At 65.8% G+C, this 21,545-nt stretch carries 29 protein-coding genes; 11 read left to right on the top strand and 18 right to left on the bottom strand.

Annotation, left to right across the window (positions count from 1 at the left end):
* Positions 1-15: 15 nt before the first annotated feature.
* From AC1DYK_RS19645 to AC1DYK_RS19560, 18 genes are all read right to left on the bottom strand, one after another.
* On the bottom strand, positions 16-948 hold the full coding sequence (locus AC1DYK_RS19645; RefSeq protein ID WP_478167827.1) for a hypothetical protein: 933 nt from the start codon (positions 946-948) through the stop codon (positions 16-18).
* Complete coding sequence (locus AC1DYK_RS19640) at positions 945-3,116, bottom strand: hypothetical protein (RefSeq protein WP_478167826.1); 2,172 nt, start codon at positions 3,114-3,116, stop codon at positions 945-947. The genes AC1DYK_RS19645 and AC1DYK_RS19640 overlap by 4 nt, the downstream gene beginning before the upstream one ends.
* Entirely contained in the window at positions 3,117-3,371 is a 255-nt protein-coding gene (locus AC1DYK_RS19635) for a phage tail assembly protein T (protein WP_478167825.1), read from the bottom strand.
* 77 nt (positions 3,372-3,448) lie between these two features.
* Entirely contained in the window at positions 3,449-3,817 is a 369-nt protein-coding gene (locus tag AC1DYK_RS19630; protein WP_478167824.1) for a hypothetical protein, read from the bottom strand.
* A 106-nt stretch (positions 3,818-3,923) separates the two neighbouring features.
* Positions 3,924-4,565: a phage tail tube protein gene (locus AC1DYK_RS19625; protein ID WP_478167823.1), complete on the bottom strand. Its 642-nt coding sequence runs from the start codon at positions 4,563-4,565 to the stop codon at positions 3,924-3,926.
* A 12-nt stretch (positions 4,566-4,577) separates the two neighbouring features.
* Positions 4,578-5,024: a hypothetical protein gene (locus AC1DYK_RS19620; RefSeq protein ID WP_478167822.1), complete on the bottom strand. Its 447-nt coding sequence runs from the start codon at positions 5,022-5,024 to the stop codon at positions 4,578-4,580.
* 3 nt (positions 5,025-5,027) lie between these two features.
* Complete coding sequence (locus AC1DYK_RS19615) at positions 5,028-5,324, bottom strand: head-tail joining protein (protein WP_478167821.1); 297 nt, start codon at positions 5,322-5,324, stop codon at positions 5,028-5,030.
* 26 nt (positions 5,325-5,350) lie between these two features.
* Complete coding sequence (locus AC1DYK_RS19610; protein WP_478167820.1) at positions 5,351-7,348, bottom strand: phage major capsid protein; 1,998 nt, start codon at positions 7,346-7,348, stop codon at positions 5,351-5,353.
* Positions 7,290-8,801, bottom strand: a complete 1,512-nt coding sequence (locus tag AC1DYK_RS19605) for a phage portal protein (protein ID WP_478167819.1) — start codon at positions 8,799-8,801, stop codon at positions 7,290-7,292. The genes AC1DYK_RS19610 and AC1DYK_RS19605 overlap by 59 nt, the downstream gene beginning before the upstream one ends.
* Positions 8,798-9,346 (bottom strand): hypothetical protein, encoded by a 549-nt coding sequence (locus AC1DYK_RS19600; RefSeq protein WP_478167818.1) that lies wholly within the window; start codon positions 9,344-9,346, stop codon positions 8,798-8,800. Before AC1DYK_RS19600 ends, AC1DYK_RS19605 begins: the two co-directional genes overlap by 4 nt.
* 70 nt (positions 9,347-9,416) lie before the next feature.
* Positions 9,417-9,707, bottom strand: a complete 291-nt coding sequence (locus AC1DYK_RS19595; RefSeq protein WP_478167817.1) for a Mor transcription activator family protein — start codon at positions 9,705-9,707, stop codon at positions 9,417-9,419.
* Entirely contained in the window at positions 9,704-11,761 is a 2,058-nt protein-coding gene (locus tag AC1DYK_RS19590) for a phage terminase large subunit family protein (RefSeq protein ID WP_478167816.1), read from the bottom strand. The genes AC1DYK_RS19595 and AC1DYK_RS19590 overlap by 4 nt, the downstream gene beginning before the upstream one ends.
* Positions 11,758-12,288, bottom strand: coding sequence for a hypothetical protein (locus AC1DYK_RS19585; protein WP_478167815.1), 531 nt, complete (start codon positions 12,286-12,288; stop codon positions 11,758-11,760). The genes AC1DYK_RS19590 and AC1DYK_RS19585 overlap by 4 nt, the downstream gene beginning before the upstream one ends.
* Positions 12,289-12,454: 166 nt before the next feature.
* Positions 12,455-13,246: a hypothetical protein gene (locus AC1DYK_RS19580; RefSeq protein ID WP_478167814.1), complete on the bottom strand. Its 792-nt coding sequence runs from the start codon at positions 13,244-13,246 to the stop codon at positions 12,455-12,457.
* Between the two features lies 1 nt (position 13,247).
* On the bottom strand, positions 13,248-13,556 hold the full coding sequence (locus AC1DYK_RS19575; RefSeq protein ID WP_478167813.1) for a hypothetical protein: 309 nt from the start codon (positions 13,554-13,556) through the stop codon (positions 13,248-13,250).
* 361 nt (positions 13,557-13,917) lie between these two features.
* Positions 13,918-16,314 carry a VapE domain-containing protein gene (locus tag AC1DYK_RS19570; protein WP_478167812.1) on the bottom strand — a complete coding sequence of 799 codons (2,397 nt, stop codon included), beginning with the start codon at positions 16,312-16,314 and terminating at the stop codon, positions 13,918-13,920.
* A 119-nt stretch (positions 16,315-16,433) separates the two neighbouring features.
* Positions 16,434-16,757 carry a hypothetical protein gene (locus AC1DYK_RS19565; protein WP_478167811.1) on the bottom strand — a complete coding sequence of 108 codons (324 nt, stop codon included), beginning with the start codon at positions 16,755-16,757 and terminating at the stop codon, positions 16,434-16,436.
* 16 nt (positions 16,758-16,773) lie between these two features.
* Positions 16,774-16,998, bottom strand: coding sequence for a hypothetical protein (locus AC1DYK_RS19560; RefSeq protein ID WP_478167810.1), 225 nt, complete (start codon positions 16,996-16,998; stop codon positions 16,774-16,776).
* A gap of 83 nt (positions 16,999-17,081) precedes the next feature.
* Between AC1DYK_RS19560 and AC1DYK_RS19555 the strand changes: the two genes are divergently transcribed.
* From AC1DYK_RS19555 to AC1DYK_RS19505, 11 genes are all read left to right on the top strand, one after another.
* Positions 17,082-17,660, top strand: a complete 579-nt coding sequence (locus AC1DYK_RS19555; protein WP_478167809.1) for a hypothetical protein — start codon at positions 17,082-17,084, stop codon at positions 17,658-17,660.
* Between the two features lie 10 nt (positions 17,661-17,670).
* Complete coding sequence (locus AC1DYK_RS19550) at positions 17,671-17,964, top strand: hypothetical protein (RefSeq protein WP_478167808.1); 294 nt, start codon at positions 17,671-17,673, stop codon at positions 17,962-17,964.
* A 164-nt stretch (positions 17,965-18,128) separates the two neighbouring features.
* Entirely contained in the window at positions 18,129-18,344 is a 216-nt protein-coding gene (locus AC1DYK_RS19545; RefSeq protein ID WP_478167807.1) for a hypothetical protein, read from the top strand.
* A complete protein-coding gene (locus tag AC1DYK_RS19540; RefSeq protein WP_478167806.1) occupies positions 18,341-18,553 on the top strand; it encodes a hypothetical protein in 213 nt (70 codons plus the stop codon). The genes AC1DYK_RS19545 and AC1DYK_RS19540 overlap by 4 nt, the downstream gene beginning before the upstream one ends.
* Positions 18,550-18,939, top strand: a complete 390-nt coding sequence (locus AC1DYK_RS19535; protein WP_478167805.1) for a hypothetical protein — start codon at positions 18,550-18,552, stop codon at positions 18,937-18,939. The genes AC1DYK_RS19540 and AC1DYK_RS19535 overlap by 4 nt, the downstream gene beginning before the upstream one ends.
* The gene (locus AC1DYK_RS19530; protein WP_478167804.1) at positions 18,936-19,193 is read left to right on the top strand and encodes a hypothetical protein; all 258 of its coding nucleotides are present in this window, start codon (positions 18,936-18,938) and stop codon (positions 19,191-19,193) included. Before AC1DYK_RS19535 ends, AC1DYK_RS19530 begins: the two co-directional genes overlap by 4 nt.
* Positions 19,190-19,414: a hypothetical protein gene (locus AC1DYK_RS19525; protein ID WP_478167803.1), complete on the top strand. Its 225-nt coding sequence runs from the start codon at positions 19,190-19,192 to the stop codon at positions 19,412-19,414. Before AC1DYK_RS19530 ends, AC1DYK_RS19525 begins: the two co-directional genes overlap by 4 nt.
* Positions 19,414-19,695: a hypothetical protein gene (locus tag AC1DYK_RS19520; RefSeq protein WP_478167802.1), complete on the top strand. Its 282-nt coding sequence runs from the start codon at positions 19,414-19,416 to the stop codon at positions 19,693-19,695. Before AC1DYK_RS19525 ends, AC1DYK_RS19520 begins: the two co-directional genes overlap by 1 nt.
* Entirely contained in the window at positions 19,692-20,075 is a 384-nt protein-coding gene (locus AC1DYK_RS19515; protein WP_478167801.1) for a hypothetical protein, read from the top strand. The genes AC1DYK_RS19520 and AC1DYK_RS19515 overlap by 4 nt, the downstream gene beginning before the upstream one ends.
* On the top strand, positions 20,072-20,761 hold the full coding sequence (locus AC1DYK_RS19510) for a deoxynucleotide monophosphate kinase family protein (protein ID WP_478167800.1): 690 nt from the start codon (positions 20,072-20,074) through the stop codon (positions 20,759-20,761). Before AC1DYK_RS19515 ends, AC1DYK_RS19510 begins: the two co-directional genes overlap by 4 nt.
* On the top strand, positions 20,761-21,540 hold the full coding sequence (locus AC1DYK_RS19505) for a hypothetical protein (protein ID WP_478167799.1): 780 nt from the start codon (positions 20,761-20,763) through the stop codon (positions 21,538-21,540). Before AC1DYK_RS19510 ends, AC1DYK_RS19505 begins: the two co-directional genes overlap by 1 nt.
* The last annotated feature ends 5 nt before the right edge of the window (positions 21,541-21,545 follow it).

Raw genomic sequence — 21,545 nt, 5'->3', positions numbered from 1 at the left:
CGATGGAGCGCGCCTTCACGACTCGCGCACCTCGTCGAGATAGACCGATGGCCCCTGGACCAGTCGGTCTTCTGGATCCTCGGCGGCCGCGACCATGGCCCAGTCCAGGTTGTCGTCGCGAAAATGCACCGGTACGTAGAACGAGCCCGACCAGGTGAGCGTCTCATCGGGCTGCGGGTACTTGTGGCCCTGCCCGCTGCCCGCGGTGATCGCCTTCCCGGCCGTGTTGGTCGAGATCGTATAGACCGCGCCGGCGATGTTGGTGATTGTGTGCGCGAGGTTGTTCAGCAGGGCCGCGTCGGCCCCGCTCAGGCCCTGGAGCCACAGCTTGCCCGTCGTGGTCACCAAGCCGCTGATGGCCGAGGAGAGCGTCACCTGCGTGGTCGCACCGACCGTCACGCCGCTGACGGTGCGGGTCGCGTCAGGCACGAAGGTGACATAGACCGGGCCAGTGGCGAGCGAGACGTTCCCGGCCGCGACACCGACAACGATCGGCGTGCCGCCCCGCAGCATCGCAGGTGCCCCGAGCGGGCGCGTGATGTCACGAGCGCGCGTGCGAGTGGTGCCTTCGGGCGAGTACAGCTTCTGGAGGATGTAAAGCGGCCCGCCATTCCCACGACCGGACACCCCGGACTGCACGCCGGCCATATAGCCCATGAGTGCGCCTCTGGAACCTGAAACGACAGAGTCCTTCGGGTCACGCAGGAGCATTCCGTACGTCCCGGCATCTGTCACTTCGTACATAGCCTCCACGAGCTCCCAGAGTCCGGTCTCCATGGGCACGACGCCAAGTTGGAAGGAACGGGTGGTCACGTCGCGCACGGCGTTGACGGTGCTGAAGCCACCCTTGTTGCGGCTTCGGTCGTTCTCACGCGTCTGCGAGCCGGTGACACCTGCGTGGATCACTTCGTCGGGGACGATGACATCGGAGTAGACGACGATGCTCATGAGTTCCTCTGCGCGCGGCTGATCGCGTGGCCGGCGTCGCGTGCCGCCATATCGGTCGTCTTCCGATTGGTGCCCACCGGGAAGTTCTGCGTGAGATACACATTGCCGCCAGCACCCGGCTTGTTCTGAGCGGCAGGGATGATCTTCTCGCCCTTGTGGATCTTGGCGATCATGTCTTCGGGCACATAGTCGGTGCCGACGTCGAAGCTCGCCATGCCACCGATCAGCGAGGCAAGCCAGCCGCCGCCTGATGCGCCGCCGCCTGTCCCGAAAGCGTTGTTGCTGGCAAGCAGGCCTTCGAGCGCGTCGCCGCCCGCTCCGCTGCTCTTGCTGCTCTTTCCGGTCAAGGCGCCGCCGAACTGCTTCAGGATGCCGCCGAAGTACCCTTCGCCCTCCCCCCCCTTGGCCAGGTCGCCGAACATGGCGCGCGCGAGCTGGGCAGCGGCGGCCTCCGCGGCCATGCGGTTGAGCATCTTGACGAAGCCGTCGCCGATGCTCTTGTAGTTGCCCTCCATGATGTCCACGAGGCCCGAGCCGATCGAGTCCTGAATGTTCTCGGCCATCCGCGTGCTGTATTCGTCCTGCTGGTTTCCCGCCTCCCTTGCGCGCTTCTGGGCTTCCTCGAGGACCTGGCCCTGCTTCAGCAGCGCGCGCGAGTAGGTGTCGGCGAGGAGATAGCCCTGGTCGTAGAGCTCATTGAGCTTGGCAACGGAGGCGGTGTATTCCTCGAGCGGCGTGCGCGTGTCCTCGAAGATTTTCTTGGCTTCGTCCTGGGCCTCAAACATTCGCTTCTGAGCTTCCTCCTGCTCGTCGGCGCGCTTCTTCTCGGCCTCGGTCAGCGCCTTGGTCGCGTCGATGTCCGCGGCCTTCAGCAGGATCTGCTGCTTCATGGCTTCGGTGACCACGCCGCCCTCTGCCTGGATGCGTCGGATCTCGGCCAGGGCGATCTCGACCTGGCTCAGCTGCTCGGTGCGCTCGAGCTGCTTGTCCAGCGTCTCAAGATAGCGCTTGGCATCGGCCTCCTGATCCTTCGGCTTCTGGCCTTTGCCGCCGCCGCCCCCGCCACCAGACGGGATAACGGGAGCCTGACCTTTCGGCTTCTCACGGAAGCGACGCGACACAGCGTCGCCGGCATCGTCCCCGCTGATGCTGCCAAGCACTTCCACGCGCTGCCGTGCCTTGGAGATCTCCAGGTATCGATTGACATCGTCCAGATCCTTCTGGCGCGCCTTGTTGGTCTGCTTAACCCATTCGGGGCCACCGACGTTCTCCACGACGGCGTCCTGCATCGCCTTTTGCAACCGCTCGCGCTCGCCCATCAGGGCCTTCACATCGGCTCCGGGGTTCGCCGAGAGCTTGGAGAAGTTCGGGTCAAGGAAGCCCTTGGCCACATCCTTTACGACAAGATCGAGCGAGCCAAGCTTCTTTATCTCCAGGTACTGGCTCAGCAGGCTGTTGAGCGACTTCAACAGCGGGCCACCGATTGAGATCGCCGCAGCTTCAGAGGCCAGGCGGAGCTTTGTCAGGTTGTCGTTGAAGCTGGCGGCGTCCTTGGCAAGCTCGCCGCCGTAGATCGCGCCCAGCTGCTGCGCTTCGACTCTCAGGGCCTCGATCCCCTTTCGCCCCTGGTTCAACAGCGGGATCATGTCGGCGCCGCTCTTGCCGAAGATCTTCTGAGCGAGCGCCGCCTTGCCAGCGCCGTCCTCATAGCTTGCGAAGCGATCCGCAAGATCACCGAGGACATCCTCGCTATTGCGAAGACTGCCGTCGGCGTTCTTCACCTCAACGCCCAAGGTCTTGAATGTCTCGATCGCCTCTTTGTTGCCGCCAGCAGCCTCGCTCATTTGCTTGCTGAGCCGCTGCACCCCGCTCGTCAATGCTTCCAGCGGGGTCCCCACAGCTTCCCCCGCGAACCGAAGTTCGCTGAGCTTTTCGACCGTGATGCCCGTCTTCTCCGAAAGGTCGTCGAGCTTGTCGAGGAGGTCGATTGCGCCGCGCAGCTGGCCGGCCGCGAATGCCGTGCCGATGGCCGCCCCGATGCCGGCCAGTCCGCCCTTGAGCGAGGCCACGCCCGTCTTCATCCCATCGAGGGAGCGGCTCACGCTGGCGAATGCTGCCTTGGTCTTGTCCGTTGCGGACAGGATGACTTCTGCTTTGGTGGTGGACATCTACCTACGCCCCCGCCTGGACATCGCTTTGATCTGCTGAGCAGCTGAGAGGCGGCGAGCCGTCGGCGCGGCCGGCGCTGCCCATGGGTCGGCCTGCAGGAAGTCCGCAGCCGCCCAAGCCTTGCCGCCGCGGCGCGTGCTGGCACCCTGGAAGATTGCAGCAAGCACCTGCGCGTGCCGCACTCGGGCAACCCCAGGGTGCATTTGCTCGTGCCGGATAAAGACCTTCCATTCCTCGAACTCCTGAGCGCTCATGCGCCTGCCCAACTCGTCTACGGTGCAGCCCAGCCGGGCAGCGAGGGCGAAGGCGAAGCGCCTATCCGGCTGGTCTCTCAGTTTTTTTCGACGTCACCCAGGTCTTGCCCTGACAGCCGCATTGCGACGTTGAAAAGGCGGAAAGCGTCGGTCTGGTGGGCGGTGCCGAATGCATCCCACTCCTGTACGGTCATCAGCCGGCCACCCGAGTCGTCGACGACACAGGTGTGCAGCGTTCGAAAAATGATCGCGGCGCCCGCACGGGCGTGAGCGTCGCCTTCGCTTTCCCCCTCCTGGGGTTTGCGTGCAGACGCGTGCACGCCGTCGCTGGCCAGCCGCTCGCTGAGCAGCATGCCGCGCACGATCACCTCGCCGCCGAGGCTTTCCACTGCGACCACTTCTTTCGGGAGTTCGGGCAGCGAGATCTGGCTGCGGTTGAGTGCCATGGGAATTCGGACCTTCAGTTGTGGGTGGGGTCCACAGGCAGGCTGGGCATTGCCCACTTAGCCAGCTGCTCGACAACCTGCCGTGCGCCGGACCCTCCTGTGAAGATCAGACGGCGTAGTCTTGGAACAGGCCGCGCACGTTCACGACCACGGGCGTGGTGACCGGGGCGCCTGCAGAGCCATTCGGCGTCAAGCTCGCGGCAGGCACGCCAGCGAACACACCGACGGAGCCATCCGCGAACGTGAAGCGCATCGCCAGAACCGAGCGAGCGCGCGATGCTGCCTTGAGCGCGATCAATGCGGGATCGGAGGGCACCCACAGCGAGCCGAAGGTGAACACCAGCGGCGTCTCGTTGCCCGGGATGTTGTAGCCTCGGCGGCGGTGGATCGTCTGAATCAGAACTTGCTCGGATTCGCCGCCGGCCGCGCTCACTTCCGTGAAGGTTGCTGCGCTCGCGCCGAAGGTGACCTTCTCGACGGTGCCCGACACGAAGGTGCCGAATAGTGTCGAGTCGATGCCTCCGAGTGTGAGGGTGTCCGTGGTCACCGCAGTGACCTTCGCGACGGCATAGTCGAGATCGATCATGCCTTGCACCTTGAACAGGCCAAAGTCACCGACGATCAGTCCGTGCGCGAGCGCCGAGACAACCGCGGAAGTCGCCTTGGTGATGGCTGTGATGGGCTTTGCAGCGCCGAGTACGGTCTGCACGTCGACGTCAACGTCGGACCAGAGTTGGATATCAGACATGAGGATCTCCGTTCAAGAAGCGGTGTCCGGCGCGCCGCGCCGGGTGAAATACGTGAAGCGCCAGGTCTGCTCGCGAGCAGCCATGGCTTCCTTGCCATCGCCGCTCAGCGTCATGCGTGACGAAGAGATGCGAGCCCGTCCGGGCTTCGGAATCGCGAATGCCGGAACGCCGAGGACGTGCTCGACCTCCAGGCCAAGGTCGCGCGCCTGGCGGCCGTAGTCCGTGGCGTGAGCGACGACGCTGGTGACCAGAACGGAGAACGCCCGCTGCTCGAGGCCGCTCAACGTTTCCGGTGCCACTGTCTCGCCTTCAGGGGCCTCTTGCACCAATAGCACCGGCAGGTCTTCAACCTCCAGCGGGTCGATGCGGTCGACGAAGACCCGCGGGCCAGCGGCGGTGTTCGCGGCGATCAGGGCGGCGGCGACCCCGTCCAGGATCTGTTGCTGTACGTGGGCCATCGGTCAGCCCTCGCGCAGCTGAAGCACCACCATGCGGCCGGTAGCGTCAGGCATCCGGCCGACCAGCGTGTATGCCGTTGCCGGCATCTCGTCGTCAGGGCCGATCGTGATCGACGCGCCTTTGACGAGGCCTTCGGCATCCGAGGCCTTCGCCAGGCACTCCGGGCCCGTGGATTCCACGAGACCCCCAAGCACCGCGACGCCCTCGGCCCCGAAGACCACGCGCGTCTGCACGATGCCCAGCGTCGCGGGGACGCCGAACTCCTGCAGGAACACGTCGAGGTCTTCGGCGAGGCGCATGGCTCTGTGCGGTGCTGACGAGCCGATCAGGCCGTCAGAGCGTCGACCATCGTGGCGAAGCTCTCGACGTGGCGCAGACCCACATCGACGTCCTGCATCGCGATCACGCGCACGGTGCCGGCCGTGCCGCCGGTGTACGGATCCACCAGGATGTCCAGGCCGCCCCAGAGGCCGACCACCAGGTCGGCAAAGTTGCCGAAGATGATCGCCGAGGCGGTACCGACAGCCGTGCCCTTGGTCAGGTTGCTCGGCACCGAGTTGGTGACGCCGGCGCGGTAGCCGTTCAGGGGCGTGTTGCCATCGGCCCAAACGGGCGCGCCGCTGGAGCCGGCGAACTTTTCCGTGCCCTTCAGCTTGCCGCGCACCTTGGCGTTGGTGAGATACGCCAGCGTGCCGACGTCTGCATTCGCCACGGCCACGTCCGACTCGAGCTCGATGATGTGCGCCCAGGTGGGAGCCAGGCCGTTGGTGCCGCCCACCACGGAGGCGGTCACCTGCGTCAGGATGCCGCTCGGCTGGTTGGATGCGCCGGTGCCGCTGATGGCGGCTTGTTGGATCGCGAGACCCAGGACGGTGGCGAGATCCGTCTGGACGAGGTTCTCGACGTCCAGGCTGGACTGCAGCATCAGCTTGCGGCTGATGTCGGTGTACGCGCCAACGGTCTTCGGCGACATGGTCATTTGGCCGAAGGTCTGCGCACCTTCGGTGGGCGAGCCGCTTTCTGCCACCCAGTAGGCGGTGGCCGCGCCCGTCTGCTTCGGGATGGCGATCTGGCCCACCAGGCCAGACATGAAACGCGCGCCCAGGGTGTTGACGACCATCGCATCGCGCAACAGGCTGATGAAGTCGCCGGCCAGAAGGTCCGTCGCCACCAGGTTGCCGCCGGCGGTGGGGGTGCCGACGGTCAGGTCGCGCTTCTGCACTTCGTGCGGCACGAAGAAGCCGCGGGCCGCCTTGCCCATTCGCTTGCCGACAGCCTCGGAGCATTCGAACTCGAACGCAGCGGCCTGGCGGGCAGCGACGTCGGTCGGGTTGGCGAGCGCGTTGATGGCGCGCACCACGCTGAAACGGCGCGTCTCGGCGCGCGTCATGCCGATGTCAGCAGTCGGCAGCGGCTTGCTCGACAGATGGCGGATGGCGTCGGCCTGGAACTGCTCGACCGTCTGGCCGGCCTGGATGGCGCGCATGGCCAGCTCGGCGCCGCCGGGCATGCCGGCCGCGATCTTGCTGATCTCAGCGGCGTGGTTGCGTTGAGCGGGGGTTTCGATGGCCGGCGAGGCGGCAGCGATGGCCGCAGCGGCGGCAAGGGTGGCGAGATTTTCTTGCGACATAGCGCGTTGCTCCAATGAAGAGGGTTGAGAGAGAGACTGGGCCGGCTCCGCAGCTAGGCTGCGACCGACACCGACCGCTGCGTCAGCAGGAACGCTGACCAGCGAAACCTCGAAGGGCTCCCAGTCGGTGACGCGATAGGTGTCCTGCCCATCCTTCGTCCCTTCCAGTACCGCTTCGTGCACGATGTAGCCGACCGAGACATTGCGACGGATACCGTCGACCACGTCCCGGAAGACTTCCTCTGCTCGAACGCTTCGACCGAAGCGCACCACGGCGCGGGCTACTTTGTCCGCGCCGATCTCCACAGATTCGATGACCCCGACGACATCGCGTGCGTCGTGGTCGCAAAGAAGGTTCGCACCGGCGGCGAGGCGCTCCATGCGCATCGCCTTGCGACTGAGGTCCAGGACCTCGACGAACCAGCTGCGGTCGACGCGCGTCTCGCTCGCGAATGCGAGGGTGACGGTCCGCGCCTCTTCATCGACCGCGGCCCGATCCAGGACGAAGGACCTGGCGAGTTGACCCTGCGGGTTGAGGTGCTTGCGCAGTGCGACGGGGAGTGCTGAGCTCATGCGCCTATTGCAACGGTGCAGGGGTGACATTCGTAAGGCGCGCAATGTCACTATGCCCCGCTCAATCGACCGTCTCGGCCGCCGACCCTCCAGGGGGCAACGCTCCAGGAGTGGCGTCATAGGCCGGCAAGGCAATGCCAAGAGCTGCAGCCAGCTCCTGTGCCGCTTTGATCTGCACCATCGTGTCGCCAAAGTCGCGCCCCATCTGGGCGGAGAGCGACTGCGGGGACATCAGGCCAGCTCGCACCTGGAGGATTCGCGCCTCCATGTCCTTCTTCGGATCGACCCAATCCCAGCGCCGCGGCTGCCACTCGTGAGCGGAGAACTTGGACGCCTTCGCGGCCGGCAGCGCGCTTCCATTGGGCATGGTGATTGCGCCGGAAAGCAACGCCATTCGCAGCCACTCGGCAGCAATCGGCTCCAGGAATGCGTCCGTGAACCACTGCTGATCTGACGCCCACCGATCGCGCTCCTCGAGCGTGCCGCTGCGGATGCTGGAGAAATTGACGTTCTCCAGGTCGTTGGCCAGCGAATGGTAGGCGACGCGCCATCCGCTTGCGATCCGCTGCAACGTCGTCTTGACGAAGGGCCCGAAGACTTCGTTCGGATACTTGCTCTCGTGCGGGGTAAAGGTGTAGCCGGGCGGCAGGGTGTCGTAGATGCCGGGCTGCGAGGTCGTGATCGTCTCGCCGGTCGTGGTGTCGGTCTGGCCGATCGGAGGCCCAGCCTGGGCGTCGAGCGACTGCTCGAAAAACCCGAAGTGATTGGCGCCGTGCTCCGCCGCAAGCAGGGCGGCCAACTTGAAGCCACCGAGGTGGTGCAGGCTCAGCATGCCCGGCGCCATCCACGGGATGCCGCGCATCTGCTCGGCGCGTTCCACCTTGAACCCGTGCAGGAGATCCTCCGCTGGAATGCGGATGCGCCGGCGCATGGTACGGGCGCCGTCGTTCGGGTGCGACTCGAACAGGTGCAGCGCGATCGGGCGGCGGTAGTCGTCCACCTCGACGCCCATGATGACGGTATTGCCCGAGCCGGTCGCGCTGCCGTTGTAGGTGGTGTCGATGCGGTCGACGTCGATCACCTGCAGCGCAAAGTTAAAGGGGTTCTTTGCGTCCGCGCCACGCACCAGGCGCACGAGGAATTCGCCGTCAGCAGGCAGACCGCCTACCAGCCCCTCGCACAAGTCTCGGAACGACAGTTTGCCGGTGACGTCGCAAGACTGGCACCACCGCGAGAACGCATCCTCGATGGCCGCATTGGCCATCTGGTCGGGCTTCCCAGGGGAGTTCTCGACGCGGGCCTGGAACTTGAAGCCGGTCGGGCCGACGATGTTGTTCTCGACCATCCCGCGGAACTTACGCGCATAGTCGTTGTTGTTGGTGAGCTCGCGACCGCGCGACCGCAAACGATCCAGGTCGGAGCGAAGTTCCTCGTTGATGCTGACCTGGGTCGCCAGCCAGTCGGCCGACAGCCGGTCAACTCGGGCCGCTTGAAAGCGCCGCACATTGGCGCCAGCGGGCTTTCCCCCGCGCAGTCGCTCAAGGGCGCGCTGCCAGATGTTTGACTTGCTCAAGGACCGAACCTCACTTGGATGCGGCCGCTAAGGCCTTTGCCGACGCCAGCGGCCGCGTCTTCAGACGCGACCTCGCGGCGATACCTGTCCCGCAGGACCAGCAGGTCGGCGATTGGGATGTACTTCAACTTTCGGCCAGCGACCTCGTATTCCCCGGTCGAGCTGCTGGCTCGCCCTTCGATAGTCGCCTCGATCGCCTCGAGCGTGCGGCGTGCGTGCGACCGCGCGTCAATTGCAGCATCGAAGGCCGCGAGCACTTGCAGGCGGCCCGTGCCGACAGTGAAGACTTCCGCTCCCTTCGTGACGCGAGCCCGCCAGTCATACGCACCTGGCGCGTACGTCGCGGTAGTGGTGGCGGACAGCACGATCGCATGGTCCGCACCATCGGCCGTCGCCTGAAAAGCCAAGCGAGTTCCCGCATTGACGGCTTCGTAGCCGAGCGACCATCCGTCATCGGCGGGATAGTCGGCAAGCGTGCGCGTCCACTTGGCAGTGTCGCCAGCCACGATGCTGGAGGGTTCAGTGTTCGGGATTTCAATGGCCACGAGGCGCGCCTTCAGACGGTTTGGATCGGACTATTCAACAGCGCAGGTGACATCGGTAAGGCTCGGCGTGTCACTTGGTGGGCGCCTTGATGATCCGAAGCACCTGGCGCTCCGAGATCTGATAGCGCCGGGACAGCAGCGAGAGCCGCTCTCCCGTGAGGTAGTCGCGCATGATCCGACTGTTGCGGGAACTGTGCCCCTCCCCCGTACGCCGAGCAATGAACACGCGATCTCCGCCCCAGTCGGCGCGGATCTCTTTTTCTACGGCCTGCGCGACTGCGGGCGTCCAGCCCGTGGGGCTCGCCTCGATCGCCGAGCTCACGCGGTGGAGGATGTCGAGGACGATGTCTTTGGTGTTCACCATGATCTGGAGGGGGGTCTTTTGGATGGACGGTGGAGGAAGGGGCGCGGCGCGTCGGCCGGCTTGAGCTCGGCGGGGGCTGGCTGCGCCGGTGATTCATGGGCAGCACCAGGCGCCGGCGCTTCTGGTTCGATGTGGGCGGCGGCCTGGCCAAAGAGATCGGGCTCGCGTGGTGCGATGCGCTGCTCGCGCGCCGCCCAGCTGGGCTCCCGAAACGACTGGATTCCCAGGTAACACGCGGCGGCGTAGGCGTAGACCATGCAGTCGCCGGCCTCTTCGCGCTGGCCCTGCGGTGTGATCCAGCGCAGAGAGTGCTTGCCTTGCACCACGACTGGCAGCAACCGGGCCGCGGTCATCTGCTCGAATTCGTCGCTCTCCTTCAAGGCGGCCGGCACGTGGACGAAGCCCGGGCCCGCCGTCGTCAAGCGCATGCGCCCGTAGAGCAAATGCTTTGCGGTGTCCGTGCCAACTTGCCACACCTTGATGCCGCGCGGCATGCTACGGCCGCGCCAGTTCACGTCGAGTTGGCTTGGCTTGCCGAGCACCGGACGGCCGTACTGGCTCGCGCCCTTCACTGCCATGACGTGCGCGTGTGCGTGGTGCCGGCAATAGTTGTACACCGCATGCGTGTTGTGGCCACCGCTGTCGACGCACGTCGCCTCGATCAGCAACTGCGCGCCACTGACGTGCATGACGGGCGTGCGGCGAATCTCGGTCAGCCGCGTCCAGGGTGAGCCTTCGGTGTTCTCATCGAGGTTCGGATCGCCGTAGATGATGTGGCGATCGACCAGCCAGCTCTCCTCGCCGCGACCGTACGCCCATACGCGCGCCTCGAGGCGGTCGGGCTGGGTGTCGACACCCATCGCGAGCATCAGGCCGCGCAGGGGAACCTTGCCCATGTCGTAGCCCTCGGAACGGCGGCGCAGCGCTTCACTGTCGGCGCCGCTACCCTGCTCCGCCCAGGTCTCAGCCAGACTCGAGTTGATGAACTCCTTCAGCGGGCCGGCCAGGCCGGTCTTTTTCTTCTTCTGCGCATCGTCCCACTTCTCCACCAGCGAGGCCCAGCTGCGCCAGCCGAGCGGGCTGTACAGCTTGTTGAGCCAGAAGCCGGCGCGCTTGCCGCGGCCGGCCCCGGGCGCCTCGGGGATCCAGATCCCGCCGGCGAGCATCTCGGTCTTGTGATGCTCCTCGATGGTCGCGCCGCAATGCAGGCAGACATAGACGGCGGTCTCCGGACGCGCGGCACCGGAGGCAGTCTTCAGCCACTGCAGCCCATGCTCAACACCAGCGCCCCACACGAGGATCTGGCGTTCGCCGCAATGCGGACACGGCACGTGGTACTTCCGGCGATCGCTTGCGAGGTATTCGGCTTCGATGACCGATGCATCCTTGATCGTCGGCGTGCTCGCGATGATCAGCTTGCGGCGGCTGAAGTTGCTCATGCGCTCCTCGAGCAGGCCGAGCGGCGGGCCCTGGTTGTCGACGTCGGCCGGCCACTTGTCCACCTCGTCGGCCACCGCGAACCCGAGGGGCTTGGACGCCAGCGAGCTCGCGCTGTTCGCGCCGCCGAAGAACACCGCAAAGCCACCTTGAATGCTGCGCGCCCGCCAGCTGCTCGACTCGTCGCGGCTGCGCTGGACCGCCACCAGGCCGTGCATGATCGGCGTCTGCAGGATCGTCGGCAGGAATCGCTGGCCGCTGTGGTCTTGCGCATCCTGCAGCGTGGGCTGCACCATCATCATGTCCTGCGGCTCGGTGTGGATCCGCTGCATGATCGAGTTGTAGAGCACCTCGGTCTTTCCGAGCTGCGTGGCGAACATCAGCACGATGCGCTCATACGGCGAGAACGCGCTGGCGACGGCCATCGGCTCGACCAGGTATGGCGTGCGCGCGTTGCGCCACTGCCCGCGCTCGGAGCCCTTTGCGATGAAGCGGTAGGCGGCGGCCCATTCCGATGTGTCGATCCGCGGCGGCGGTGCAAAGAACCGCGCCTTGCACCGATCGAGAATCTCGATGGCGCGGGGTACGTCGTCGGGGAGATCGCGAGCGCTCAAGCAGACTCCTCCGGCTTGCGCACCGTTGCGCCGGACAACAGCTGCAGCGCCTGGCTGTGTTCCTCGTCGAGCAGCTGCTCGATCTTGAACACGTCGGTTTCAGCCGCGAGCAACGGTGCCAAGCGGGCGCGCACCTGAAGCAGATGTTCACGGGCAGCGGCGAGCGACGACGACCACACGGTCTCGACGGCCGACACTCGGATCAGCTCGCGCCGCTGCTCGGCGACCTTCAGCTCGGCGAGCTCGGCTTCCGCCGCCTCGCGCCGGCCGCGGGAGTCCCAGTAGTCATCGCCGCCAGGCGCCGCCACGTCGCCGCCGGCGCCGAGCAGATCGGCCCCCGCCGGAGCGCCGGCCTCATCGCGCGCCGCGCGAGCTGGCATCCGCGCGCGGGTATTCGCCTTCCACTGGGCGTCGGCGATCATCGCGTCGATCTGCCCGTCGATGAGGGAGATCCGGCCAGCTTGCGCAGCTTTGGTGACCGCGGCCTTCGAGCAGCCGCGGTGCTTCGCGTAGGCCGCGAGGGACATGAGGTTGACTTTGGACACTGTTGACCTACCCGTTAACTTAGTGCCGGCCCACGCACTAGCGCGACAACGGGCCTCGAATTACCCTTGACTGGCCCCTCCAGGGAGGACCCAGACCGGGGGGTGGGGCCCCGGCTCGAGCCATCCCTTTCTTGAATCTGCCCCTGGGTCATGCGGCACCCTTCGCCGGCCGCGCCGTGTTGAGGGCGTGGGCCACGGCTGACTGGATGTGACCCGGCAGCACGCGCGCTACCGTGGTGTTCGCCACGTCGAAGAAGCGGAAGCGCACCCGGTAGGTCGCGCGCGAAACGAACAACAGGACCGGCTTCACTGCCGTGCCCCATGCCCCAAAGCTGGTGCGCACCCAGATGCCACGAGGCAAGTGCTGGGCATGCTGCCCGCCCTTCCATGCGCCACGGCCGCGCGGGTGCGCGCCCTTGCCCGTGCTGATGAAGTACTCCTCACGCGAACGGCGCGCCTTGCTGCGCTTGCTGCCCGATGCGTTCTGGTTCGCGCCTGCGAGGTTGAAGGCCTTGACCTGGCTGAGGATCTTGACGATCTGCCCGCGGCTCATGTTGCCGTAGGTGTCCAGCGAGGCGCCCTCGCCCGGTACCGCGCGCTCACCCGATGCCATCGCTCCACGCTGCACGAGCAGCTGCTCGAAGCGCTTTTGCCGGCGCGCACCGCCCTCGATCTGAGGCAGCAGGAAGTTCGGCTCGTAGTAGTCCTTGAGCCACACACGAGCCTCGAGGGTCTGCTTGGTCGCTCGCTTGAGGAACAGGGAGTTGAGCGTGTAGCGGGTCGGGCGGTCGAAGACCGAGCCCATCTCATCGCGCTCAGCCTTCTGCACGTCCTGTGCTGTGCGCGTGATGGCCAAGGCCAGGGCGAACGGCATCTGGCCCTGCTGCTCGCCCAGCATACGCTTGACGTCGGGGAAGTTGTCGGTGACGGTGATCTGCATCTCAGTTCCCCTTTGCCTGCGCGCCTTGTGCAGATGTCTGCATCGGCTCGGCGATGAAGGCTGCGAACCCACATCCATTGACGACGGCGTACTGCTGCCACTCCGCAGCCGGATGGTCAGCCGGAAACGGTGTGCCGACGACCTGGCCGCCCTCGATGGCATAGAAGAACCCGGGCGCCTTGTCGACGGTGCCGCGGCGCAGGCAGTGGTTGACGTGCTCGAGGCCCCAGTCGAGGCGCTTGCGGGCGATCCAATCGGCTGTCATCGGCATGGTGGCGCGCATGTCCACTCTCTTCGCTGGCTCGGTCATGGTGCTTCGCTCCTGTTGAGTGAGGGGCTGGACGGGGGGTGGACGGCGCAAACCCGCATGGATGCTGGATCCGTCCACCTGTCCACCCCGACCAAGGTGTGTGGGTGAGCTGCGCCCGCGAGCGCGCGCGCAGACACGCGCCCGCCTGTCTGCGCGCCTGCACGTGTGAAGGCCGGACGCCGCTTTAGGGTGGACGGGTGGACGGATGGGGTTTTCTTCAATCGCATCAACGACTTGCGCCGTCCACCCCCCCTGGACAGAGGGTGGACGGGGGTGGACGGCGATGGCGTCAGGACCGGCTGCGCAAACGCATGCACGGGGCGAGACCACCGCATGGCATCCAGCCAGGCGTGCGTCGATTTCAGAACGGGAGGTCATGGCCCTCCTCCTCTACGGCCTGCGGGCCGCCCTGAGGGGCTTGCAGCGCCTCGCTGGTCTCCTGGACAACAGGCCGGCGCAGATATCCGCGCTGGCGCTTGCCGGTGGTCTGTCGGTGGCGGATGAAGCCGAGGGACTTCATCGCGTTCGAGATCCGCGAATCCATCTGCCCGTTGCCGTCGATCCGATCGGCCTTGATGTTCAAGGCCTTGTCGTAGAGTTCGGTCGACCCGAAGAAGTCGCGATCCCGGCGGGGGCCGTCCGTTGACAGCGTCCCGTGGTCGGCGTTGACGTATTCATCGAGGTAGTTCTCCCACTCGTCGCGGCGCTTGAACGGCTCCTGCTCGGGGAAAACCAGCTCCTTCTCCTCCTGCCTGGTCGGCCAGTACTGATCGCCGGCCTTGACGCGGTGCAGGGCCTCGGCGAGCAGCTGGCTGCGCGCTGCAGCGAGAACCTCGAGGTGGACCACCTTGACCTCCAGCGGCCAGAAGCGGCGATCGCCAGTGGCGTCCTTGAGGAAGGTGTCAGCGTTGGTGGTGCCGACGTTGACCGAGTGCCGAGGGGCCTTGACCATCTGCGACCCATAGGGCGGCCGGTACCAGTCCTCCTGGGCGGAGAGGAACTGCTTGATCAGCGTGGTCTCGGACTTGTTGAGCGACTCCAGCTCGGCCGACTCGACGATCCAGGCGAGCTGCATCGCCATCTGGCTGTCCTTGTCACCGATGCGGATCGCGTTGTCGGTGAAGTAGGGATAGGCCAGCGCACGGAAGGCGCCCGACTTCGAGAGGCCCTGCTCGCCCTTGAGGATGAGCATGTAGTCGAACTTGCAGCCCGGCTGGATCGCTCGCTTGACGAGGCCCATCATGAAGCACTTGCCGATCAGCCTGGTGTAAGGCCGATCCTCGACCTCGAACACATCGGTCAGCCAGTGCTCGATGCGCGGCACGCCGTCCCATTCCTCGGCCTTGATCCAGTCGACGATCGGGTTGTACTTGCTCAGCCGTGCCGCCATCAGCACGCCGTCGCGCAAGGTGCCCTTGCCCTTGATGCCGAGCCGGTACGTGCGCAGCAGGTACTCGCCCAGCATCAGGTCGTCTTCTTCGTCCCACTCGCCTGCAGGGCGGCCCCACGGGGCATCCTTGCTGCGCTCGAGCAGTTGGCTGAAGTCGTTCTTTTTGATCAGGCCGCGCAGGGCTGGATCGTTCAGCATGCAGTAGAGGACGTTCTCGCGGCAGTCCTCAGGCCGCCCGCCTTTGCCCTTGACGAGCATGGAAAGCACCTCGTCGTGGGCATCGTCGTCTTCGCCGCTTCCGCCAACTGACGCCGGCCGCGGACCGCCGCCATTACCCCCGCCCCCCGGCTCCCCAGCGGGAGCCGGAAGGTCGCGATTTTTCTTCTGCCGGGCAGGCTTGCTGAGCTCCACCCCGACCAGCGGGGCGAGCCACTTCAGCGCGTCGGCCGGCTTGGCCGCGGGCAGGTGCTCGATGACCAGGTCGATCGGCGTGCGAGCACCCTGCTTCGAATCGCCCATGTCCGCGACACCGAAGTCGACGATGCCCTCTGGCGCGATCGACAGATCTTCCTGCAGGTCGCGATTGAGCGCCTTCGATGTGACGCGGTAGCCAGCACCGCGCGCGATCGCGCCGGGGAACAACGTCGGCACCCAGGCGGCGAATGACGCCATGGCGGCATCGTTGACTCGCCTGAAGTCGTCAGAGCCCGACGCTGCTGGCTGCGCGGGCGGGGTCTGCCCGGCCGAAGGAGAAGGCTCCGGCCGCTTGGCGGCTTGCGCTGCTGCCTTGGCATCGTCGATCGTCTTGTGCAGGCGTCGCAATGCCAGTTCGGTGATCGGCTGCACCTCGGCCGGCGTGTTCGGGAACCGATTGGCCGTGAACGTGAAGAACTGGCGGGCGCAGAACACCTCGAGGCCGATGTCGTTGCTCTTGTTCGTCGTCGTCTCGCCGGCGACGATGATGTGCACGCCCTTGCCGCTGGGCGAGATCTCGGTGAAGCTTTCGCAAGCGCCAACGATGTTCCGGCAGCGCTCTGACCACTGGCCGTCCGCCTCGAGCTGGCCGTCCAGGTCGATGCCGATCAGACCATCGCCTGGAAGGAACGCGAAGCCGATGCCGTGCCAGCCGCCGCGATCGAATGCCTTGCGCACGATGGGTAGTGTCGCCAGCCGCATGCGATCGCGATCGTCGCCCTGCCCGCCTGTGCGCCGACCCCCGCCCACGTAGTAGGGAATCTTCCCGGGCTTCTTCTGCCCTTCCTTCGATTCGAACTTCCACAGGAGCCACTGCTGGCGGGTCGCCAGAGACTCAGGGATGCTCTCCCACACCGGTGCTGTCACCGGCGGGAATTGGAGGACATCTGTCATCTGCTATGCCGCCGCTGCCCCTGGGGCGGGTGGCGACTCTGGCGGCAGCAAGCCGAACATGGAGTCGGCTGCTGCAATGTCGTCGTCGGTGACAGGCGGAATCGGAATGGCCGGCGCGCTCATGAAATGGCTCCGAATTCAGAATCGGATTTCCAGATCAGATCGGGAGCGCGCGCCATGACGCGCGCGTGGGACCGAGTAAGGAAGGCGTAGGTCTCAGCGTCGACAACCTGCACCCCGTCCTCGACAATCTTGAAACCGAGCGCGTAGAGAAGGCACATGGCCCCCTGCAGATGCTCGTTTTTGATCCTGCTGACCGAGGTGTCGGAGGTGCCCATTTCGGCGGCGGCGGCGCCACCCGTCCCGGGCTTTTCCATCGCTTGCAAAACGCGGGTGAACGCTTTCCGTGCTTTTTCTTGCGACATCGAAGACGCTTCCGTCATGTCTCTTACCTGCATATCAAACACACGCCTGCGCATGGACAAGTTCGGGCCAGATGCCCGCATAGGTCTTCTGGCACAGCATTTGCCGCGTCACCTCCCCCTTGGTGGCGTCCTCGGCCTTGCGCGCAGCTGCTGGATTCATGTCCCGCTTGCCGGTCAAACATTGGTACAGGTACTGCTCGTTCAGGCCGGTGACGGACGCGATCCGCCTGCGGTCTTCGGGAGAAAGGTGCTTTGCCATAACCGCCATCTTAGCGATTCGCTAGATGATCCACAAGCGATTCGCTAGGAATATTCGCCTAGCTCTCTGCTAGAACCACGAACATGGAAACGATCGCAGATCGCCGACGCAGGAAACTCATCACCTTGGTTGAGAGGCACGGAGGTCTCTCTCGCCTCGCGCAGGCAACCAACCAAAGTGCGGCATCGCTCGACCAGGTGATCAAGCGGACTCCGCTGCCACCCAAGAAAGACGGGACAAGGAGCGCGAAGGCGCTTGGCCCCACTGCCGCGCGCGCCATCGAGGACGCGCTGCAACTCGGCCGCGGCTGGTTCGATGCGGATGACGTGGAGGCCGCTTCTTCACCCGCAGCGGCACCAGCACCAAACCCAGCACCTGATTCGCTACTACAGGCTCTCAATGTGCTGGCAGCGGCTATTTCCAATGCCGATGAGCTGACTCGGATATCTATAGAACCTTTGCTCTCTCGTCTAGCGCAAAGACCACAAGAAAGCGGAACTATTGCACAGCGGATCTATGAAGAATTGAGCGTTCGAGCAATTGGCTCCCAGCGCGGCGAAACTGACCCACCGAGTCAGCTGTTTGACTTGGACACCAAGAAGATGGAACAAAGTGGGCAACGTAATCGAACTGCGGCGCAAGGTGGCCGCAAGAACTTCTAATACCGCAGCGATGCTGGCGGACTTGACGGCCAAGGAACAGCGGGGTGAGCTGCACGGCATGATCCACATCATCAAAACGGACGAGGGAACTTCGTTCGGCGTGAACGGGGAGTACTCCGAGCGGCTCCAGTTCGCCGGCTACGCGCTCATCAAGGGACTGAATGCCATCGCCGACAAGATCGCGGAGTCTGGCTCGTCTGGCTACACCGCGGCAGGCCCGATCCGGGAGACCTGGCCGGCCGTGCCCCCGATTGGCGGCTTGCCCAGGCGGCTCAGGGACCCCTACCGCCCAGAGTTTGGCTGAGTAGGCGACTGCCGCCTTCCCGAAAGCCCGCCGTGCGCGGGCATTTTTTCGTCCGCTAGATGGTGATTTCCCACCATCGCGAAAATATTTCTAGCGAATCGCTTGTTTAGTTCTAGCGATTCGCTATGATCCCCTTCACTCGCCCACCACACAGGAGTGAAGTGATGACCATCCACAAGCCGAAGCCGCCGCGCAAGCCGCTGACACCGAGCGACCGGGCGTTTCACCGCCAGTGCCAAGTCGCGGTGATCAATGGCATCTACGCAGCATACGGCGGCCACATTCTCGAGGCCCCGCAAGGCGCCTACGAGACGGCCATCCGTGCCGCGTGCCGGGTTGCAAAAGACCAAGCCGACGAGTTGCTGAGGGCCGATTCGTGAGCGCCTCCATCCACTACCTCGAGGCGAAACCGCAGCCGCTTGCTCCGCACGAACTGGACCAGCAGCGCAAGGACTTCCTGAACAACGTCGACGTCACGATCGACGGCGTGAAGGAGATCCCGGCCTTCAACAACGACGTGCCCCACGTCCGCAACGAGCGCGTGATCAAGCCCACCGGCATGCCCCCGGACCACTGGAGGCTTGTATGAGCACCGCGCAGCACGCGCCGGGGCCCGGCTTTGAAATCTCGCTGCGCCTCGGCCAGCACGTTCGCCACCGCGATCATCTGGGTCAGCGCGTCACCGGTGTGGTCCGCGGGCTCTCGATCGACAGCGATCGCGTGCTGCAGGCCGACATCGTGCTTGACGCCCCGATCGTCATCCCGGCGCGTAGTACCGACGACCGAGAGATCAGCATCTGGCATCAGCATGTGCCCGCTCACGAGCTGACGCCGTTCGACGACCGCGACGAGCTGGTGGCCGAGCTGCTGGAGCGCTTGACCGAGTTGCTGGAGTACAGCGACAACCTGCGCGGTTCCGCCGTGCACAAGCGAGTGCTCGACGTCATCGCCAAGGCCACCGGGAGCGCATCGTGAGCGCCTCCACTATCGACCAGGCAAGCGCCGCCCTGGCGCTGTCCGTGAGCATCCGCGAGCGCCTGGTGGCGGCCCTGGCCCTGGCTGATGCCGCCCAGGCCGAGGCCGACCGCATGCGGGCCGTCCTGCGCACCCAGGCCACCGACTGGCTGTGCATGCACTGCCGGCAGGCGTGGCCCGCCGACATCGAGCCGGCCGACGGCCATTGCCCCAACTGCCACCAGGCGCTGGTGCCGCGAAAGGACGCCGTATGAGCATCCTCCGCCCCGACCTGTTCGACCGTGAAGTGCGCCCGCCGGCCAACGGCCTGGTCGGAACCCGCACCGGGATCCTCATTGGCTCGCGCTGGACGCCGGGCCCGGCGCCGCTGAATGCCGACGCAGAGCTCATCCAGGAGGCGCTGCTCGAGCGCCGCACGTCCACCCCTCGTCCGCTGCTCCATCGAGTCGCCGGCGCCGTCTGGCGGTGGTGCTGATGCGTCACGAGCTCTCCCCCGACATCGTCGCGATGTTGAAGCAACGGCATCTGGCCGACCTCGCGCGCACGCGCGCCATGTGGTCGACGCCCTGGCAGCAGTCGACCAAGGTCGAGCACTTCGAGGCCAACCCTCACCCTCGTCACCGCTTCGGCAAGGCCTTGCTGGCTGCACTCGCCACTTGGCTCTTCGGCTGCGTAGCGATCGGCACGGTTGCGCGCGCCGTCGAGGACGCCTGCGAGGCCGAACCCATCAGCAGTTGGATGGGAGCACTCAAGTGAGCGCCGTGCACACGTCTGCACCGGCCAGCGCGCCGGACATGTTCGCCGCCGACTCGGCACCCATCGCGCACGGCGACCTGGTGCTGGAGATCGTCGGCGTGCTGATCCATGCCGCCGAGGTGCGCACGAAGCTGGTCGGCGACGACCAGCACCCCCTGCCCGTGCTGTGCATGGACGTGCGCCCGCTCTCCGGCCTCAAGCGAACGATCCACGCAGAGCAGCTCTACAGCGAGGCCACCCGCAAGCAGGCCGAGCAGAAGGCCGCCACCTTGAAGCGTGGCGCACACATCACCCTCACCACGAACCTGACCGGCATGCGGATCACCTTCCCGCACGTCCAGGCCGTGGCTCTCAACTCCCCCCTGACCCAGGCCACATGAAGACGCACATCATCGGACTTACCGGCTTCGCCGGCACCGGCAAGGACACCGTTGCCGACCTTCTCGTTACCCACCTCGGATTTCGAAAGCTCGCATTCGCCGACGCCCTGCGCGCGGAAGTGTCCGAGGGCTTTCAGGTCGATCCGGTCTATCTCTCGCACCCGTCGACGAAGCAGCACGCGATCACCGCGCTGGCGATGAACCGGGCGCCCCAGGACTTCCTCGCTGCCGTGGCCATGACCATCGGCAAGGACGGCCGCGATCAACTCGGGCACCTTTCGCCCGCGTGGCTCACGGCGCCGCGGTCGCCGCGCCAGATCTTGCAATGGTGGGGAACCGAGTACCGGCGCAAGCGCGACCCGCGCTACTGGACCCGGATCGTCCTCGAGCGCGTGGCCACGATGCACCGCAACGGCACCGCCCGCTTCGTACTGACTGACGTCCGGTTCGAGAACGAAGCCGACACCGTGCATGCGGCCGGCGGCCTGCTCTGGCAGGTCACGCGCCCCGGCTGCGACGGCGCAGCTGAGGGAGGCCACATCAGCTCGACGGACGGCAGCATCTTCAAGCCGGCCGCGGTCATCGCAAACACCCACGACCTGCGCCACCTGCAGCAGCTCGTGCTGGGCGAGTTCACGGCGCTGGAATGCGGCATCGCGGGCGTCAAGGTCACGGTGCCGCAGTGATGAAGGACATCGTCGACGACACCATCTTGTCGAGCGTGGCGGGGCCGCGAATCCCGTTCTCGCGCGAGATCTACACCGGCGCCGAGCTGACGACCAGGTCGAGCAGGCCCGGTGCCTACGACGCCATGGCGATCCCCAGCCTGTTCAACGGCAGGCAGAGCGCGCCAGGCGCGCAGAAGGTGCTCGAGGCGCCGCGCTATGTGCCACCTGCGCCGGCTGTACAGCCTTCGGCGCCGGCGACACCGACCTTCCACGCAACGACCGGCCATGCCGACTTTCTGCCGGGCGACACGAACGACCGTCGATTCATGGCCGTGGAGCTGGGGCCGGGGCGCAACCAGTTCAAGCTGCGCGCGCTGACGCCTGGCCGGCGATCGCTCACGCCGTACAAGCCTCAGCCGCTCAGCGCACCGTCAAAGGTGCTGGAGCATCTGCACGAACACGGCGGCTGCATCACCTACGTCGAGATCGCGCGGCGATTCGAGATCCCGCAGGCGACGATCACCGCGAGCTTCAAGTCCGCCCTCAAGAAGGGCGCGCTCGAACGCCATGTCGTCGACGGAAAGATTGCGCTGGCCCTCCCGGGCTGGACGCCTCCTGCTCCCGAGCCGGAGGACCCTGAGCTGATCGCGGCCCGCGCCGCCCAGCTCGAGCTCGCGAAGGCCACGCTCGCGCTGTGGCAGTTGCACGCGGCGGCGCTCAAGGCGCGCACCGCCTTCGAAACGATGGCCACCCGGCTGCGTCCCCTCATCCCCACCGAAAGCATGCCGGCTCTCTGAGCCGA

This window comes from Variovorax sp. P2_H12 (assembly GCF_056403395.1).
This window is presented reverse-complemented; position numbering and strand designations above follow the sequence as displayed.

Excerpts from the sequence above, each read along its gene's own strand:
- AC1DYK_RS19645 (WP_478167827.1), bottom strand. The coding sequence starts at position 948 with ATGAGCATCGTCGTCTACTCCGATGTCATCGTCCCCGACGAAGTGATC.
- AC1DYK_RS19640 (WP_478167826.1), bottom strand. The coding sequence starts at position 3,116 with ATGTCCACCACCAAAGCAGAAGTCATCCTGTCCGCAACGGACAAGACC.
- AC1DYK_RS19635 (WP_478167825.1), bottom strand. The coding sequence starts at position 3,371 with ATGAGCGCTCAGGAGTTCGAGGAATGGAAGGTCTTTATCCGGCACGAG.
- AC1DYK_RS19630 (WP_478167824.1), bottom strand. The coding sequence starts at position 3,817 with ATGGCACTCAACCGCAGCCAGATCTCGCTGCCCGAACTCCCGAAAGAA.
- AC1DYK_RS19625 (WP_478167823.1), bottom strand. The coding sequence starts at position 4,565 with ATGTCTGATATCCAACTCTGGTCCGACGTTGACGTCGACGTGCAGACC.
- AC1DYK_RS19620 (WP_478167822.1), bottom strand. The coding sequence starts at position 5,024 with ATGGCCCACGTACAGCAACAGATCCTGGACGGGGTCGCCGCCGCCCTG.
- AC1DYK_RS19615 (WP_478167821.1), bottom strand. The coding sequence starts at position 5,324 with ATGCGCCTCGCCGAAGACCTCGACGTGTTCCTGCAGGAGTTCGGCGTC.
- AC1DYK_RS19610 (WP_478167820.1), bottom strand. The coding sequence starts at position 7,348 with ATGACGCCACTCCTGGAGCGTTGCCCCCTGGAGGGTCGGCGGCCGAGA.
- AC1DYK_RS19585 (WP_478167815.1), bottom strand. The coding sequence starts at position 12,288 with ATGTCCCTCGCGGCCTACGCGAAGCACCGCGGCTGCTCGAAGGCCGCG.
- AC1DYK_RS19580 (WP_478167814.1), bottom strand. The coding sequence starts at position 13,246 with ATGCAGATCACCGTCACCGACAACTTCCCCGACGTCAAGCGTATGCTG.
- AC1DYK_RS19575 (WP_478167813.1), bottom strand. The coding sequence starts at position 13,556 with ATGACCGAGCCAGCGAAGAGAGTGGACATGCGCGCCACCATGCCGATG.
- AC1DYK_RS19570 (WP_478167812.1), bottom strand. The coding sequence starts at position 16,314 with ATGACAGATGTCCTCCAATTCCCGCCGGTGACAGCACCGGTGTGGGAG.
- AC1DYK_RS19565 (WP_478167811.1), bottom strand. The coding sequence starts at position 16,757 with ATGACGGAAGCGTCTTCGATGTCGCAAGAAAAAGCACGGAAAGCGTTC.
- AC1DYK_RS19560 (WP_478167810.1), bottom strand. The coding sequence starts at position 16,998 with ATGGCAAAGCACCTTTCTCCCGAAGACCGCAGGCGGATCGCGTCCGTC.
- AC1DYK_RS19555 (WP_478167809.1), top strand. The coding sequence starts at position 17,082 with ATGGAAACGATCGCAGATCGCCGACGCAGGAAACTCATCACCTTGGTT.
- AC1DYK_RS19550 (WP_478167808.1), top strand. The coding sequence starts at position 17,671 with ATGCTGGCGGACTTGACGGCCAAGGAACAGCGGGGTGAGCTGCACGGC.
- AC1DYK_RS19545 (WP_478167807.1), top strand. The coding sequence starts at position 18,129 with ATGACCATCCACAAGCCGAAGCCGCCGCGCAAGCCGCTGACACCGAGC.
- AC1DYK_RS19535 (WP_478167805.1), top strand. The coding sequence starts at position 18,550 with ATGAGCACCGCGCAGCACGCGCCGGGGCCCGGCTTTGAAATCTCGCTG.
- AC1DYK_RS19525 (WP_478167803.1), top strand. The coding sequence starts at position 19,190 with ATGAGCATCCTCCGCCCCGACCTGTTCGACCGTGAAGTGCGCCCGCCG.
- AC1DYK_RS19520 (WP_478167802.1), top strand. The coding sequence starts at position 19,414 with ATGCGTCACGAGCTCTCCCCCGACATCGTCGCGATGTTGAAGCAACGG.
- AC1DYK_RS19510 (WP_478167800.1), top strand. The coding sequence starts at position 20,072 with ATGAAGACGCACATCATCGGACTTACCGGCTTCGCCGGCACCGGCAAG.
- AC1DYK_RS19505 (WP_478167799.1), top strand. The coding sequence starts at position 20,761 with ATGAAGGACATCGTCGACGACACCATCTTGTCGAGCGTGGCGGGGCCG.